The 16,499-nt window shown below is 48.9% G+C and carries 15 protein-coding genes and 1 pseudogene; 6 read left to right on the plus strand and 10 right to left on the minus strand.

Annotated elements, in window-relative coordinates:
• Positions 1-133: 133 nt before the first annotated feature.
• From PGRAT_RS10150 to PGRAT_RS10155, 3 genes are all read left to right on the plus strand, one after another.
• Positions 134-2,293, plus strand: coding sequence for a serine hydrolase domain-containing protein (locus tag PGRAT_RS10150; protein ID WP_025704522.1), 2,160 nt, complete (start codon positions 134-136; stop codon positions 2,291-2,293).
• Positions 2,294-2,468: 175 nt separating this feature from the next.
• Positions 2,469-2,618 (plus strand): hypothetical protein, encoded by a 150-nt coding sequence (locus PGRAT_RS33155; protein WP_155990336.1) that lies wholly within the window; start codon positions 2,469-2,471, stop codon positions 2,616-2,618.
• A gap of 280 nt (positions 2,619-2,898) precedes the next feature.
• Complete coding sequence (locus PGRAT_RS10155; RefSeq protein ID WP_025704521.1) at positions 2,899-3,345, plus strand: GNAT family N-acetyltransferase; 447 nt, start codon at positions 2,899-2,901, stop codon at positions 3,343-3,345.
• A 185-nt stretch (positions 3,346-3,530) separates the two neighbouring features.
• Here the strand turns inward: PGRAT_RS10155 and PGRAT_RS10160 are convergent, their stop codons facing one another.
• From PGRAT_RS10160 to PGRAT_RS10170, 3 genes are read right to left on the minus strand one after another with little or no spacing between them, the layout of a single operon-like run.
• On the minus strand, positions 3,531-4,658 hold the full coding sequence (locus PGRAT_RS10160; RefSeq protein WP_025704520.1) for a Ger(x)C family spore germination protein: 1,128 nt from the start codon (positions 4,656-4,658) through the stop codon (positions 3,531-3,533).
• Between the two features lie 8 nt (positions 4,659-4,666).
• Entirely contained in the window at positions 4,667-5,761 is a 1,095-nt protein-coding gene (locus PGRAT_RS10165; protein ID WP_025704519.1) for a GerAB/ArcD/ProY family transporter, read from the minus strand.
• A gap of 36 nt (positions 5,762-5,797) precedes the next feature.
• Positions 5,798-7,222 carry a spore germination protein gene (locus PGRAT_RS10170; protein WP_025704518.1) on the minus strand — a complete coding sequence of 475 codons (1,425 nt, stop codon included), beginning with the start codon at positions 7,220-7,222 and terminating at the stop codon, positions 5,798-5,800.
• Positions 7,223-7,435: 213 nt separating this feature from the next.
• Here PGRAT_RS10170 and PGRAT_RS10175 point away from each other — a divergent pair, with 213 nt between their 5' ends.
• The gene (locus PGRAT_RS10175; RefSeq protein ID WP_025704517.1) at positions 7,436-8,125 is read left to right on the plus strand and encodes a DUF8580 domain-containing lipoprotein; all 690 of its coding nucleotides are present in this window, start codon (positions 7,436-7,438) and stop codon (positions 8,123-8,125) included.
• Between the two features lie 734 nt (positions 8,126-8,859).
• On the opposite strand, the pseudogene PGRAT_RS33160 reads toward PGRAT_RS10175, so the two are convergent.
• The 6 genes and pseudogenes from PGRAT_RS33160 to PGRAT_RS10200 all read right to left on the minus strand — a co-directional run.
• Positions 8,860-8,988 (minus strand): annotated as a pseudogene (locus PGRAT_RS33160) (YheC/YheD family protein); the annotation flags it as partial.
• Positions 8,970-9,491, minus strand: coding sequence for a GNAT family N-acetyltransferase (locus PGRAT_RS10180; RefSeq protein WP_025704516.1), 522 nt, complete (start codon positions 9,489-9,491; stop codon positions 8,970-8,972). The gene PGRAT_RS10180 and the pseudogene PGRAT_RS33160, both read right to left, overlap by 19 nt.
• A gap of 31 nt (positions 9,492-9,522) precedes the next feature.
• The gene (locus tag PGRAT_RS10185; RefSeq protein WP_025704515.1) at positions 9,523-10,635 is read right to left on the minus strand and encodes a YheC/YheD family endospore coat-associated protein; all 1,113 of its coding nucleotides are present in this window, start codon (positions 10,633-10,635) and stop codon (positions 9,523-9,525) included.
• A complete protein-coding gene (locus PGRAT_RS10190) occupies positions 10,632-12,005 on the minus strand; it encodes a YheC/YheD family endospore coat-associated protein (protein WP_025704514.1) in 1,374 nt (457 codons plus the stop codon). The genes PGRAT_RS10185 and PGRAT_RS10190 overlap by 4 nt, the downstream gene beginning before the upstream one ends.
• A gap of 31 nt (positions 12,006-12,036) precedes the next feature.
• Positions 12,037-13,188, minus strand: coding sequence for a YheC/YheD family endospore coat-associated protein (locus PGRAT_RS10195; RefSeq protein ID WP_025704513.1), 1,152 nt, complete (start codon positions 13,186-13,188; stop codon positions 12,037-12,039).
• Positions 13,189-13,198: 10 nt separating this feature from the next.
• The gene (locus PGRAT_RS10200; protein WP_025704512.1) at positions 13,199-14,566 is read right to left on the minus strand and encodes a YheC/YheD family protein; all 1,368 of its coding nucleotides are present in this window, start codon (positions 14,564-14,566) and stop codon (positions 13,199-13,201) included.
• Between the two features lie 189 nt (positions 14,567-14,755).
• Between PGRAT_RS10200 and PGRAT_RS10205 the strand changes: the two genes are divergently transcribed.
• Positions 14,756-15,100, plus strand: coding sequence for a YlbF family regulator (locus tag PGRAT_RS10205; protein ID WP_020429231.1), 345 nt, complete (start codon positions 14,756-14,758; stop codon positions 15,098-15,100).
• 195 nt (positions 15,101-15,295) lie between these two features.
• Here the strand turns inward: PGRAT_RS10205 and PGRAT_RS10210 are convergent, their stop codons facing one another.
• Complete coding sequence (locus PGRAT_RS10210) at positions 15,296-15,871, minus strand: LURP-one-related family protein (protein WP_025704511.1); 576 nt, start codon at positions 15,869-15,871, stop codon at positions 15,296-15,298.
• A 175-nt stretch (positions 15,872-16,046) separates the two neighbouring features.
• Here PGRAT_RS10210 and PGRAT_RS10215 point away from each other — a divergent pair, with 175 nt between their 5' ends.
• Entirely contained in the window at positions 16,047-16,334 is a 288-nt protein-coding gene (locus tag PGRAT_RS10215; RefSeq protein WP_025704510.1) for a hypothetical protein, read from the plus strand.
• Positions 16,335-16,499 lie beyond the last annotated feature (165 nt).

Here is a 16,499-nt window from a genome sequence, read left to right on the forward strand (position 1 = left end):
GGTATATGTGGCAGGTCCAGGCACGATGTCATCAAAAGTTTGGCGGTTTCATCAATATCCGATTTAACAACTTCGGGGGTAGTGTGAAGGAGTGAACCAACACACCATTCCAAAATAATAGGAGCGATGCATTATGAAATTATTTACCATGCAAAGAGGAGTTGCACTTACGTTAACAGCTATATTGGCGGTTACACCGGTATTCCCTGCTTATGGAACACTACACGCAGCGGGTCACACCGCAATCTATCAAGCGATTGATAAAGCTGCTAATAGCGACAATATTCCAGGCGTGATCGTAACCGTTAAGAAAGGAGATGCAAGTTGGTCCTATGCTTCCGGAGAAGGGAATATTGAAAGAAATCATATGGTGGATGCCGACTCTGCTTTCCGGATCGGAAGTACAACGAAGACGTTTGTCGCTACGGTTGCCTTGCAGCTTGCAGGCGAGAAGAAACTGTCCCTTGATGATACGGTGGAGAAGTGGCTGCCAGGACTCGTACAAGGCAATGGGTACGACGGCAATAAAGTTAAGATTCGTCAATTGTTGAATCAAACAAGCGGACTTCCAGACTACTTGACGCCAGAACTTAGAACGAAGTTACTGGCGAATCCAGCTGGGAATTATACAGCCGAGCAGTTAATCGCCATGAGTTTGGAGCAAAAGCCGGTAACGGGGTGGGCATACTCGAACACAAATTACACGATTATGGGTCTCATTATCCAGAAAGCTACCGGGGAAACCTATGCGGAGCAGATTAAGAAACGAATTATTGAACCGCTTCAGCTGAAAGAAACCTTCCTCCCCGGCAATTCGATGGATATTCCGAAAAAAAATGCCCGCGGCTACTTGGACACAGGAAATAAATTAGTAGATGTTACAGTGCTTAACCCATCGTTTGCTAATTCCGGCGGAGAGATGATCTCGACAGGGGAAGACCTGACGACGTTTTTCCGCGCCTTATTGGGCGGAAAGCTGTTGACGCCAGAGATGAAGAAGGAGATGTTGACTAGCACAAGTGATTCCCCATTTGGAAAGTATGGACTTGGCATACATCAAACAAAGCTACCTGACGGCACCATTGTATGGGGACATGGCGGCGGTATTCCCGGATTTACCAACTTTGCGGGCGGAACGGAAGACGGTCAACATGTCATCTCGATCAATATTAATGTACTGGGAGATGCGGCTGGACATATCAACAATATTATAGAGACGGAATTCACAAAAGAACCCAAAAAAGAACTCAACGAGAAGGAAAAGAAAATCAAGCATCGGGAAGACGTCAAACACGTTATGGATGAGGTGATAACGAACAAAAGAGTCCCTAGTGTTATAGCCGGCGGACTACAGGATGGCGAACGCTGGTCCTATGCTACAGGCACAGCTAGCTACGAAGTTCCACGCTCAGTGGAGCCGGATTTTTCATTCCGTATTGGAAGCATCACGAAGACGTTCACTGCTTCCGTTATATTACAATTGGCTGAGGAGAAACAATTGAGTCTGGATGATTCGGTCGAAAAATGGCTGCCAGGGATCATAAAGGGGAACGGGTATGACGGCAACAATATTAAGATTCGTCAATTATTGAACCATACAAGCGGGCTTGCGAGCTATACGGATCCAGATATGCGAGACATTATCTTGCCTCACAATCCATTCCGTTACTATTCCGTCGACGATCTTATCGGCTTGGCCCTTGCAAAGCCGCCTGTATATGCGCCAGGGCAGGGTTGGAACTATTCCAACGTCAATACGATACTCGCCGGCAAAATTATTCAGAAGGTAACCGGGGATACGTATGCGGAACAGATCAGGAAGCGGTTCATCAAACCGCTCGGGCTGACGGAGACATTCGTCATGGAGAATAGTTCTCATATTCCGGGGAAGCATGCCACAGGATACAATATGGACAGATCGGGCCATTTGTATGATTTGACTGAAATGAATCAATCCTGGGCAAATGCAGCCGGAGATATGGTGTCAAACGTCAAAGATTTGACCACCTTCTTCAGTGCGCTTTTAGGTGGAAAGCTACTAAATCAAGAGATGATGGACCAGATGCTCACAACAGTAGATTCACCTTTGGGTAAAGTCGGACTAGGGATTTTTGAAGGGAGAACGCCGGACGGGCAATCCTACTGGGGGCATGCCGGCGGTACTTTCGGATTTGAGACAAGAGCCTTCGGAACTCTAGGTGGGAAGCATATTCTGGTAACGGCCATCAACTCGGTAGGACCGGAAGCCACAGAGGCTCACGATAAATTACTCAACAAGGAGTTTAACCGTTAAGTTTAAAGCCGACATCGCTCTCTTTATTTGAGAGGGGTGTCGGCTTCTGTAACACCAAGCGGTTTTTAATTGGGTAAGCCAATATCCAATAACATCTAAAACTAAAAATAGGAGGTGGAAATCATGGTTGTCCCCCGATCATTCCGGCATACACATAATGCCAGGGGGTGCTGGCATGATTGTTGCAACCTACACATTTGGTGAGACAAAGGTTCATATCTGTGATGAACATCTTGTTACAGACCCGGATGAACGGGAGAGAGTGGAGATTGCTATTGCTGATGCCGCCTGGGCATGCCTGCAAGACAAAGCAGAGCAGGAATGAAGCAAACATTATCATTATCAGAACATTCAACATCAAATAATCCGATTGCTCACTGGGCCGAGGGGAGAAGAACATGAACAAAACATAGCCCCATAAGAGCCCGCGAGGTATTTGATTCAAAGCTTGGCTATGACGTTAGGTCCTAGCCCTTGTGTGTTACATAATAATGAAATTGTGCAATTACTTAAGCGAACGGGCAGGATAACGCGATGATTTCAGGAATATTGAAAGTAGAAACATCAAAGTTGTATGAATAAATATTACAAAGGAGCTAATCCGAATGGAAATTACAATTATAGAATACGACCCTTCCTATGCGTTTCAAACGGTTAAGATGTGGAGAGAGAGCAAGGAACAAGCGATTGAGCAAAAAGCGATGCATTCTTTTGAAGATCATGTATTCTTTCTGAATAACATTTTGCTCAAAAATAATAAGGTGACCCTTGCAATCGAGGCTTCTGGGGAGCAAGTAGTGGGCATACTTGCTTGTAACGAGAATTGGGTTAATCAGTTATACGTTCATACGCAGTATCAAGGGAGAGGAATAGGGAATAGGCTCCTGAACCTCGCCAAACAGCAATCTGAAGGCAGACTATTTTTATACACTTTTGAAGTCAATAAGAAGGCACAGAAATTTTATGAGAGAAACGGATTTAGGATTGTTGGCAGAGGGAATGACAATGAAGAGCAGCTTGAAGATATAAAGTATGAATGGACCAAGCCTTGAAGAAATTGGTGGACACTTACAGTTATCGAGAGGTAGCATGTCTCAACGGGTCAAAGCTTTTTTTGTTCAAACTCTAAATTCATTCAAGCGCGGTTTTGTGGATACCGGAAAAGTTCAATTCTACTTTGAGTAAGTTTCCTATGCGAGGTTTGGTCTTTTATAAGTCTTTTCGTAAGGGAATATCTCTACTCAATAATGCCGGTATCTACAATTTTAACCTCCACTTTAGGATGGAATTGTACTTTACGATAATCTTTTGACCAATTTTTGTCCCTCCAGACATTGTGATGATAAGCAATGAGTTTTCTCCCCACACCAAAGATATCACAGTTCGCCTTTTGAACTTCTTTTATAACCGATTCAGCCTCTTTTGTGAGGATTTCCGAAAATGCTTGATTTACCTTTTGAAGATCTTCCTCTTTTAGCAAATGCTTCCCAGGAAACTCTTCTACGACGGCTCGTAGCTTTAACTCCAAATGGACTTCAACACTTCCGTCAGCAGAAACCGATACCTTGAATTTCCGCTTCACTTTTTTTAAACCTGCATTAATGGTAATGTACTCCTGTATATGATCCGGATAGCCCAGATCAATTTTCTTTGTGAATCTCGCATTTTTGCCCTTTTGCCCCTTTAGCAGGACCAGTAATATGGACTGATCCGGGTTCAGCATCCCGCTATAATACTGATCATGAAAGAGGGCCAATCCTCTTGTGATAATCTCATCTTTATCTAAAGCTATATAGGGAAGAGCAAAGTCCTGCCCGGGATCTTTCAGGAACCGGAACACGGTATCTAACGTTTCTTTTGGAAATAGACTCATTTCCTCAAGGCTTTCAATCTTTTGTGTGATGAATTCGCCAATCTTTAACTCCCCAACCGTTTTTTGTTGAAGAATGTCGGAGGCACTTCCTTCCGCAATAATTACCCTAACGTTGGATGTCGGGTTGCTTGGATCCCTGAAGTTCACATCCAAATTAGAATAAAGGCCTTGCTCTGCCACTGACTTTCCAAGTAACTGAAAACCATTTTTAAGAAATCTGATGTTTCCCCTCACGCGGTTACGCATCTGATTGCTGGAACTGCGCAGGTTATGTCCATAACTTGTATGAATTTCGCTCGTAGTCGATTTTTGCTCAACTTCAGGTGGAATGATTAATTCCACGGTTTCTTTTATCATTCCATTTTCACTTATATCAAACCCCACGCCGTAGGCTAGATGCAAGTCCTTCAAGTATTCCCGGTCCCAGCATCCGGTGAGACTGAGGGAGGAAAGCGTAATCAGCACCGACAATCCAATCGTTCCTAACTTCATGCGGCATCTCATGCAGGGCCACTTCCTTTTCTCTTAATAAATAGAGAAATGATTAACAGTACCAGCGGAAGCCCGCCAATAAAGAGATAGGCAGCATATGTAGAGGCTGTATCCAGTAGATGAATGCCGACAGAGGTTACTGGCGCAAGCGCGATCATGAATGTAGTGATTTTCACAAACGGAGTAAAATTCCGATGGCTTTTTCGTTTCAGTAAAACACTGAGCCCAATGGACGCTGCATAGCAATAGCTTACGATAGAACATACAAGGGTTATGGCCCAGATCGGCAAAAACAAGATATCTGCACGGTCTACAATGAAAAAACTTAGAGATTTCATTAAGTAAATAACCGGTTCGGGTATCATTTTGATTTGCTCGGAGTTAAAGAACATCAGGCAGGTAGAGACCACGAAGACATAGAACAGGGTCACAAACAGGTTAGAGAGACTGACGGTTATCAACTTTTGTTTATCTGTACCTTCAGATAGCGGGTAGATGATCAGCATTAATTCGAAACCGTACATAGATATCGTTGTGTCTTTTGCTCCCTTTACGATATTCCAGACCCCTTTTTCCAATAGGGGTAACATATTTTCCAGATGGGCTTGAGTTAATCCATAGCAGATAAATAAAAATAATGGAATAAAAAGCACGGAGGCCAGTGTATAAAATCTTGCCAATACCGTTAGCTTTTCTCTTGCAAGGTAGAGAGTCATGATAGAAAAAAGAGCCAATACAGCCCATCTTGGCGTAGTTTGCAGCATCCACCTCTGAAGAACTTCTACGGCACTAAGCATAATATTGGAGCCAAGCAGAATAAAGTAACCAATGTACACAATAATCAATAGACTGCCAATAATCGGGCCTCCGAGCTTTATGCAAATATTGTACAGGTTAAGCCCGGGAAATTTCTTCAGCAGGAGCCACAGAAGAATGATGACAAGTTGGGTAATAACCCCTGCAACTAAAACGGAAAGGGCACCTCCGCCTTTGGCGGTTTCGTTAAGTTTGAAGGGGAGAGACAGAATTCCAACACCGATTTGGGCTTGAATAATAAACAGGAAGAGTTGTCCCCTCGTTAGCATTTTTTCCTTTTGAGCCACCGTATCAACTCCTGTAAGTACAGTATAGATTAATGTTCATTTATTCGTTTTTGGGTTGCTTGTCCTCTTTCGGATAGACCAAATTGGAAAGCGTACGAAGGTATCTTTCAGGCCTTGAGAGTTTAACGGACTTAATGGTCTGAAGTAGGGCTGCCCAAAAGACTCTAGCTTGCACAAATGAATAAAAATGAGTGTTAACCCAAAGGATATCCCAATATAGCCGAATAAAGAGGCAGCAATCATCAGGGGAAACCGCATAAACCGGATAGCAGAGCTCATTTCGTTGGAAGGGATAAGAAAAGATGAAATAGCAGTCAACGCTACAACAATAATCATCGTATAAGAAACCAATCCTGCCTTAACAATTGCATCCCCGATGACTAGCCCCCCAACAATCCCGATAGTTTGACCTACACGGCTGGGCAGACGAAGTCCTGCTTCCCGCAGCAGTTCGAAAATAAGCTCCAGCAGCATCGCTTCAATCAGCGGAGGAAAAGGGACCCGGGTCAATGAACCTTGAATCGTAAAGAACAATTGCAAGGGAAGGACATTGGAGTGAAAAGACACGGTGGCAATATAAAGCGCCGGCAACTGAAATGCTGTTACAAAGCCGATTAGACGGATAAAACGGACAAAAGAAGCGATCATCCACCGATTATTGTAGTCGTCCGGTGTCCGATAAAAGCTGAAGAAGCTCGCGGGCACAATCAGAGCTGTGGGGTCCCCGTCCAGCAGGATTACGACATATCCGTCCAGCAAGTAGTTAGAGGTATGGTCCGGACGCTCTGTATTGATTAGTTGTGGAAATATGGAGAAGGGGTTATCCTCCGTTAATTCCTGAATAAAACCTGTGGAGAGTATCCAATCGAGTGAAATCTTCTGGATTCTTGCTTCTACGATTTTCACCAATTCAGGATTGGCGATATTCTCCATATATACTAAGCTAACCTGTTTGGGGACGGTTTTTCCAAGTGTGAAGTAGCGGACCTTAAGGTTTGGGGAAGCTATTTGTTTCCGAATCAAATATAAGTTAACCTTCATCTGTTCAATAAAACCGTTATGAGGTCCCCGAATGACCCCTTCATTCTCAGGTTCGCTAATGCTTCGTTCGTACTTGGCAGGAGTGAGAAGGACATAGAATTCAGACATTCCTTCTAAAAAATAAAGGCAGCTCCCTTCAAGAAGCCCCTGAATGCCTTGGTTTAATTCTGTTTCCAAACTGAAAGTAAGGGTGGTGAAAAGCTCGGAAAGGTCTTTATCCTGATTACGGCTAAAAGGAATAATCACATTTCGTTCAATCAATTCTGTGTCAGTGATGGACTCCAGATAAAGGACCACTCCTTTCCTTCCCTGAAAGGAAATGCTTCTTTTTTTGAGGTCATTTGTATTGAACAATGCCGCTTCGATGTAATCGGAATTTTGATCTACAGAAGGGAATGAGGTCTGAGTTTGGTTTGACATAATAAGGCGCTCGACTTTCGGTTAGTTTTGCTGTTAACCTTCCCGAATGATATGCAGAATATTCCTGACGGGACTAATATAAAAGAGTGAAACTTAAAGCAAAGCTACTAAATATGTGAGAATAACCTGACATGGGTAAAATTCCTTCAACCTTAAGGGGCGGAAATGTTTGACATTTGGGTAATAACTATTATTAAGATGAGGAGGTATATAATGAAAAAAACGCTTTTTACTACAGCTGCTTGCATTCTTCTGTCCGCCTCAATTCTCGGTGCATGCAGTAACAATGAAACAGCAAACGAGGCAAAGCCTGCAGTGTCAAGTACAGCGACTATGCCTGTTATTGAAGCTACAGCCACTCCTGAACCTTCTGCTGCTGCTCCCGCAGCCACGGAGGCACAGGAGCCAGCCAGTCCGGACGATTCTGGTCCTCTGGCATCCGAACGTCCGAAGACCCAGGCATTCGGTGAACAGGAGGGTGGAGTCTCAGGGCAAGAAGGTACACTTGAGCAAGGTGATGGATATTCCCTGTATGTCTTTAAGGATTTCACATTAGATGCACAGTCTGGCCGTTTATCACTCACTGATGACCCTGCCTATTATGCCCAAATTGAACACTTGCCATCCGGTTACGATCTCACTGCCCTGAAGCAGCAGGGACAAACTGAACTTTCTGCAATTGGTAAAGTTAGCGACCATAGCGGGGAACTGTTTGAACATCCTCTGGGTTTTGCAGAATTATATCTGCAGGCTACCGGTGATAAGGGAATAGAAGATTATATGGTGTGGAAGAATCAGGCGGGGGAAGCATTCCTTTTCCGGATACACAATTCTAAGGGTGAACTGTCAAATCAATTTTCTCCGTGGGTAATGGTTTCACTGGCAACGCTTGAAAAGAATTAAGCGTTGAAAGTGATCTGAAAAATACGTCTATAGTAGACGTGGATGCAGGAACAGCTCAAACTGCTCTTTATACTGACCGGGACCTTTTTTATAAACCACTTTGTTCAGCACGGATTTCATTAACGTATTTCTGCTCATCGGATTGTCTGTCTGGCAGTACAACATCCCTACTGATTCTGCAGTAGGGATGATTTTGCTTCTTGCTTCTTTCCTGATCAATTCCAGATATAATCTTAAAGATTTCATTGACCCGTTCGGTTAATAAGGTATGAAATCTAAAACAGGACAAAAGATCATGCTTATGCATAATTTATTGTCCTGTTTTGGTTGAGTTGTATGTGAAAAATATTTCGCTGTATACGTGAGGTGGTTTGGAACAACTGTAAGGGCATGCAGGAATAAACTACCAACCCGTATTGTAACGAGAGGAGTGGCTTATGTGGTGGAAGATCCGGGACGCGGCGAGATCGCTTTTGCCTGGGTGACTCGCTAAGACTGAACCATTCGAGAATGAAGGAGGAGCACTCCACGAAACCAGACAGATGTGTGGCAAATCCCTCGAATTCCATTCAGACTATATGATGATGCGTATCATTGAGAATAGTAGGAAGGGAGGGGAATAAACAGAACGAGCAAAGTGATTGAGGTTTTAGCGAACAGGTTGGTGCTTCTCATAGAGACCTTAGCTTGAACCTTCAATGCAATATAAAATTTATAGACGTCCATAATCAACGTGTAAACACAAAGACATCCAGGCCAATCCGGCTGCCTTCAATAATCATTCTCCGGTATACGCTTTTCTCTTCAAGCTGTTTCGCATCGTTCATATAGAGCGTAAGGATGCCTAAGACGGGTTCTGGCACAGGAGTTCACCTCCTTGTAGAAGATTTGCGGGCAGGCTGGCTGGGTGCTGCGGTGAACGGAGCAGCAGTGTCGGCTTGCCGGTAGGCCCCTCGCTCAATGCCACCGCCACAAGCCCTGTGTTGAAGCACATTTTCAGGCTGGCGGCATTGTCGCTCGCCACGGTGCATTCTAGAGTGCCGAGGCGTTCCAGCTGTGCGGTCAATAGCGCTGTCCCGGTATGCCGATTCCGGTATAAGGGATGGACGGCGACAAGGCAGGCTTCCTTGCCGAAGCCGGACACGAAGCTGACGCCTGCAAGCTGGCGCCCGTTCTGGCCGCGTACAGTGGCGACCAGAAGAGATACGCCGGGCTGTGACAGCTGCTCCGGCGTCAGCCGGGCCAGCACTCTGCATCCGCGAAGTGTAATCCGCTTTTCTCCATATTCCCTCAAGAACTCCAGCAGACCAGCCAGCCTGATTTTCCACCGTTCCGGGTTGCTGTCAAAGAGGGAGGATATCTGCATGGGTGTCACTTCCTTTACTGGGTTTCATGGGCTATTTGCGGTGACGGGACAGATGCTGGCCGAACTGGAAAATCCGTTCCAGCGACAGCTTGCGGATTGCCGGCTCATCAAATTTCATCGGACGGGAGTTGGCCTCAAAAAACCACAGTCCGCCTTCCTCATCCACACCCAGATCCATCGACATCTCTCCAAGCATGGTTTCGGATGCCCGTTCGATCTGCCGGGCGATCAGCAGGGCGGTCATGGGCACATTCTTCAGAATGGCCGCCGCCCGCTCTGCCCCGAAGGTGCCTTCCAGCATGCTGGAAGGCTCTTCGATGCTGCCGCCGCGCGGCACATGGGTCGTTATGCTCCGTGCCCCGGCCAGCCGTGCCCCGATGCCGGTTACCGCCCAGGCCCCCTTGCCGTTCTTCTGCAGCAGCACGCGCAGATCGAAAGGGCGGCCGTGGTGTGCAGCAAGCTCAATCGCTTGCTGCACAATATAACGTGAAGATCCTCTTTCCTTACCGATCCGTGCCCACACACGGTCAAGGGATGCCGCTTTATACGTCACATTTTTTTTGCCGCTCTGAATTTGCAGCCGGTAAGGGAGGCTGGCATCGATGCGGTATCTCAGCCGCATAATCCCTTTGCCCGCCTTGCCGTCCTCCGGCTTGAGGTAGAGGCTGTTATGATTTTTGAGCATCGCAACCAGTGTGTTGACACTGCGCAGACGCCTAGTTTTGGGCACGTGCTTCGAAGTGGCCCGTGACTCCTTTAACCATTCAAACAGATTCCATTTGTTAAAAAAGCTAGGGTTGTAAAGATGGATTTCCGGATGCTCCAGACATTCTGCTATTTTGCGGGCGACCGAGGCTCTTTCCTCTTCTTCGCGGTTGGGAATCCGGTTATAAACGACCTGAGGCAGCGGCATGGGTGTGCTGTACCAAATCCTGCCGCTTGCGGAGGGAACGTAGCCATTTACCACCCGCTCATCCAGCTTCAGATCGCGGACGGTGACGACATACACCAGGTATCCCATTTCCTTGCCGGTACGGATGATATCACGGAAGTTTTCGCGGTTTCCGCGGAACTGCCGCAGTCTGTCACTGGTTGTCAGAATGGCAATCACAGGTTTGCCAGGGTCCGGGATTCGGCTGTTCACAGTTCATCCCTCCTGCGGAATTTGCTGAGGTATAGACAATGCTCCAGGATATGCTCGATGGAAGCTTTGCCCTCAGCGCGCAGGGATGGATGGCGGAAGATCGAGCGTCCCGGTTTGGCATTCGCCTCGAACATCCAGATGTCCTCATCCTGGTCAATTCCAAGGTCAAAGCCAATTTCGCCGAGCAGATGCCGGTGCTGAAGCTCCAGGGATTCGGCCAGTTTCACGGCAGTCGTTTTGGCCCGCTGCAGCACATCGTCGGCTCTGGTCCCGAAGACGCGGCCAAGGGCCTGCTGAGGAGTGAGCAGCGCACCGCCGTTCTTGAGATGGGTGGTGACACTGCCCCGGCCGGCTTTTTTAGCTCCGATACCGACGACAACCCATTGATTGCTGCCGTTCTTGTGCATGTGAAAACGGAAGTCGATCGGGCAGCTGTCGATTTCAATGAGCCGTATGCCCTGCTGCACCACATAGCTCTGCAGGCTTTGGCCATGCCGGCCCCGCAGCATCCGCATCAGGCTGTCGAAGCTGGCAAAGCGCAGCAGCACATTTTTGCCGTTCTTCCGGTATCGGGCAAAGTAGCCCTTCTTCGGGAGATAGGTCAGCCGGTAGATCCCGTGTCCCAGGCTGCCGGCGGAAGGCTTGTAATATACGAAATGATGGCGGTCGAGCATATCGCGCATCTGTTCCGGGCTCGGATTGCTATGTGTTTCGGGGACAAAACGATTAGCCACGCCGTCATTCTCCAGCAGCCGGTATACATCTGATTTATTAAAAAAGCTCCAGTTGAAATAAGGGATCTTCTTCCGTGCGAACCGTTCGCGAAGCTGGTTGATGTAGGGGGAAGTCTCCGCTCTGCGGCTGGGAAGCCGGTTGTAAACGACATCCGGCAGCGGAACAAGCTTACGCTCGAATTTGCCGCTTGCATTCAGGAAATAACCGTTGACCTGCTCCTGCTGCCAGTCAATATCGCGCGGCATGAACGCAAAGATATAACATTTGTTGCTGCCCTCACGCAGCAGCTGCTTGATGAAGCCGGTACGGGAGCCAAAAGGGTTCCCCGACGAAGACGGCCCGTCGGATAACACGCCGACAAGCGGACCCAGCTGAACTTCATCATTCTGCAGGTTGCGGAGGTAGACGCCTCCGGACTTCGGAATTTTGATTGCGCTCTTCACCCCGGAAGCAAGGAACAGATGTTTCCCGGCACGTTTGATCGGCTTGATCATTGCCGGAATCGCATCTTTGCCAAGCCGCAGGCGGATGTTTTTCTTGCCGGACAGTTTGAGGCTTTTCATCAGTTCACCCGAAACGTAGACAACTCTTTGGGGCTGCTTGGTGAAATGCACATTGCAAAAAGTGAGACCCATTTATGAATCCTCCTTAGGAACCATTGATATATCATTCTCCCGTGTATAATGGAGCGGTCCAGCGGCGAACACTCGGGCCCGCCGCAGACGTGAGCAGCAGATGCCGGGCATAGCGCAGCGGATTCTCGGCAGCGAGTCTAGCAGCCCGGCGGTCGCCCGTCAGCCGGAACACTGTGCGCCCTGGCTTGGAATTGGCTTCAAGCAGAAAGATTCTACCGGCGGCATCAAGGCCGAAATCGAGACCCAGCTCTCCAAGTCTGCCGCAGGCTTCCTCCAGCAATGGAGGCAGATAAGCCGCTGCCCCGGCCAGTTCCTGCAGCAGTTCCCCTCCAGACTCCCCATATTCTGCAAGCAGGAAGGGCAGGGGGGCGACTGCGGTTCCTCCACCGTGCAGATTGGAAGTAAGGGAGCTGCGGCTGCCCAGTCGTACGGCCATGCCGGTCAGCGTCCAGACGCCGCGGCCGTTCTTCTGCATAAGCACGCGCACATCGAACGGCTGGCCGCAGCTGTCTGTGAGCTGCAAATAAGGCTGTATAATATAGCGGCGCAAGCCGATGAAGTCGCGGATCCAGTCCAGCCCTTCATCCACCGTGCCGAATACATGGTGAAAAGGGTGATTCGCCCCGTCCCGCCCGCGCAGGTTCATCCCTCCGCCTTGGCTTCGGGGCAATCTAACCGCATGAAGGGTGCGTTTGCCGTGCGAGCCGGCCCTGGGCTTCAGAAACACCCCATGTTCTCTTTCCGCAAGCATGGTTCCCAGCCCCCTGGTATTCTTGTAGAGCCGGGTTTCGGGCAGAATCCCCGCAGCATGGCGGCTTCGCCGGAGAATTTCATAGACCCTCCATTTATCGGGCAGTCCGCGCGACCAGGGAAGAGAGCGGGATAGAGCAGCCAAGGCGGAGGAAGCTGCTCTTTTTTCCTGCGGGCTGGTGAATAGACAGCGATTGTACAGGACGTCGGGGGCTGAGGCCCGGGTAGACTTCCACTCCCCATTCTCCCAGGCGTATCCGCTCACGGTTTGACCGTCGCTGGCTACGCCATCCGGGTGAAACACGATGACCTGGAGATTGTACAGCGGGGCTGCCCGGCATAGCTGGCTGCAGAACTCCCGTTCTGCGATAGGGGGATTCCCATGGCCCCGGCCTGTCATAATGCCCAGGAACCCCATTGCTGTCTCCGTCATGATGTCCTCCTTATAAACCGGCCAGATAACGGCAGTATAAAATCATTTGTTTCACAGATGGCCGGATTTTTTGGTCGTTCAGCGGGGTATTGTCATTCTTAGACGGCTTGGAGTTAACCTCCAGCAGCCAGATTCTGCCCGATTGATCCAGAGCGAGATCGATACCCAGCTCTCCGAAATGTGCGGGGATATACGTTTCCACACCCCTGGCAATGGCCAGCGCGGCCCGCGGAAGCAGAACCTGTGAGTTCTCCTTCACGCCAGAGGGCAAGCTGCTTTTCGCTATAGCCTCCCGTACGGTGCTAAGCGTCCCCCCGCGTGCCAGGTTCGAGACAAAATGGTTGCTGCCTGCAGTCCGGGCGACAATTGAAGTAACACCCCATTTTCCGGTGCCGTTCTTTTGCACAAGGGCCCGGAAATCAACTGGCCGCCGGCCCAGCTCCATCAGGGACAGACCCTGCTGAATCTGGTAGCGGGTAGTTTTCATTTTGGGAGCAACGGATTGGAACAGCTTTGCCAGACTGGGATAGGTTTGTTTGCGCGTGCCCATTGGCGTGGTGGACAACAGCCGGTAACCGCCGCTCTCATCCTTGGAAATGCGCAGAATGCCTTTGCCGAGACTGCCGCGAACCGGCTTGAGAAACACACTGTTATAGGTTCCGCACATTTTCTTAAGTATCGCGAAACCCTTCAGGGCATGGGATTCAGGCAAATACCGCTGCAGGGTGGCGTCTTGGGCGAGCGCTTCAAATACCTCCGTCTTATCAAGAAATTTTTCATTGAAAAAATGTGTCCCATAGCGGGATTTTACATCCGCCAGAAAATGCTGTACGCTAGGTTTGTTCTCCACCTTTCGTGTGGTAAGCCGATTGTTGATGACATCGGCAATAGGCAGACTCAGCTTACGCCAGCCTTCATCGTATACCCAGCCCTGTATGGAAGTGCTGTGCGATTCGAGCGCTTCCGGGGTAAAGAAATATACATAGGCTCCTTGTGCATGGCAGGCATTGGTCAGCTCCCGGCAGAACAGGGTAATCGGGCCGAACAGCCTGTCGGGTTGATCCGGATGGTCACGGCTCACCAGCACTCCGATGATCGGCCCAAGTCGCAAGGTGCGGCTTCCTGAGCTGTAGGAAACATTGAGCGCCAGCCGTTGCCGGAGCCCAAGCCGCCGCGCCAGTCCTTCGCTGACGCGGAGAATGTCGGATTTGGGCACCGGAATGACCGTGACCTCCTGCCGGAAAGATCCGAAGGTGAGCTGGATGGTTCCATGCACCGGTATTTTGAGCTTCTTCATGGATTTGTCGCCAAGCATTACAGCGTTTTCCTGCAGGATGCCCGAGTGGACCGTTTGGACCGGGATCTTGAACTTAGACATCGTGGATCTCCTTCCGGTAGGCAGCATGATGCCGGCTATTTGAATCTTAAGGGTTACATATCATTCATCATATGGAGACATCTGACCCTTGGTGATTGACCTATTTGCTAAAAAGCCGGACTGGGCGGAATTCATCCGCCGGCGGAGGGAACAGCATCAGCAGCAGAATAACTTTTAGGAGGAACTATTATGAACGTTATCGACAAGGCGCATGAATTGGCACGGGCCATTAAGGACAGCAGTGAGGTAGCCGATATCACAAGTGCGATGAGGGTGATTGAAGCAGACCAGGAGAGCAAACGGATGCTGGACAACTTCCGGCAGAGCCAGATCGAGCTGCAGCAGCGGATGATGAACGGAGAAATGCCTCCGCAAGAAGAAATGGAAAAGATGGAGAAGCTGTTCGAGGTGCTTAACCTGAATCTGGGCATCCGCCGTTTATTCGATGCGGAACGCCGCCTAAGCGTGGTTATTGAGGATGTGAACAAAATTATTACGGACAGCCTGTCACAAATGTATGGCGGTGCACAATAAGTTTTACAATCTTTACGGATCACTGGAAATACCCCCAAAAAAGAGGGGCCGTTCCACCAGCCACACGGCTGAAGGAACGGCCCCTCTTTCCTAGCTGCAACCATAACCGCAAGATCCAGCTTAGGCAGCGGATCACGGGTTTGCTTAGCACAATAAGGGTTGCCCGGCAACGCAGTAAAGCTTGCTGCAAGCGCCTTAGTCCTGCTTCCCCTCCACTGCGCAGAGCAGAATCCCGGCAGCCAGCGAAAGGCGGCGGTCTAGCAAACCTTTGCGGTCCTCAGAGAAGTCGGCGATAATCTTCGTGACGAAGGGATTGAAGTTCTGCCGGAAGGCTGGAATGGTGATGTCTCTCAGCTCTATATTATACTTTTGCGGAATAAGTGTAATGAAACGCCGCAGCAATGCCATAAAGGTGCTGTCTTCCTTGATCAGCCCGATCTCGTGATCCCGGCTGTCCAGCAGAACCCATTCATCCTTCACAATGGATTTAAGCCCTTTGCGGCGCAGTGCGCCGAGATGTTCACCGGTCTGGGAATCATGCACATCATAGGTGGCGCTGAAATCAATCACATTGCGCGCCTTAATGCGCAGCAGTTCTGTTTCCATACCCTCATCGGTGAACAAAGCAATGTCCTCCTTCAGCTTGAAGGCCTTCATTTGGGAATACATAACCAGCTCTTCCGAGCTGTTGTAGATATGCAGCTTGGCTCCCATGATGGAAAATACTTTTTTGCGGATTATGTACTCGGAATAGTTAAATGCGTTGTTCAATGGAAATCCCCCCCTGAAATGTTTCCATCATCTCATATCACGGCAGCCCTTTGCTATAAGAAAAAGCTCAGCCCGGCATATTTTTTCCGACTTGTCTCATATTTCAGGCAGCCTGTTCATAGAGTAGAGATATAGAGTCAACTGAACAACCTTGTGGAAGAAGGAGCTGTCTTCAATGAAAAAAAGAAACAAATTTAAGCATGTCATCTACATGCTGGTGGCACTGGCCATGCTGCTCTACGCGCTGCCGCAGCTGTCTTTTCAGAACGGCCCCGGCTGGGTGTTTGGCTTTGGTGTGGTCTGGTGCATTTTTGCTTTTCTGGTCATTGCTGCGCATCTGCATTTCATTATCGGCGTGGATGAAGAGAAGCACAAACAGCTGGAAGCCGTCCGCAGACACAAGCTGGAGCAGTGGCAGGGCAAGTGGAATGAAGAATCAGCCAGAGCGTCACAGAGATCTTAAAACCGGTGTCTTACATTTTGCATCCTCTAAGTCCGCTAGAAGCAGGCGGGAACGGGGGATTTTTTTCATGTAACATACTGAATCTGCTGATTTTTCTATGCCGCAGGGACCGGGAAATCAGAAAACGGAAGAGTAGGATGACAGGGAACCCCCAGGGTGATGTGG

The sequence above is a fragment of the Paenibacillus graminis genome, assembly GCF_000758705.1.
GTDB classification, from domain to species: Bacteria; Bacillota; Bacilli; order Paenibacillales; family Paenibacillaceae; genus Paenibacillus_AQ; species Paenibacillus_AQ graminis.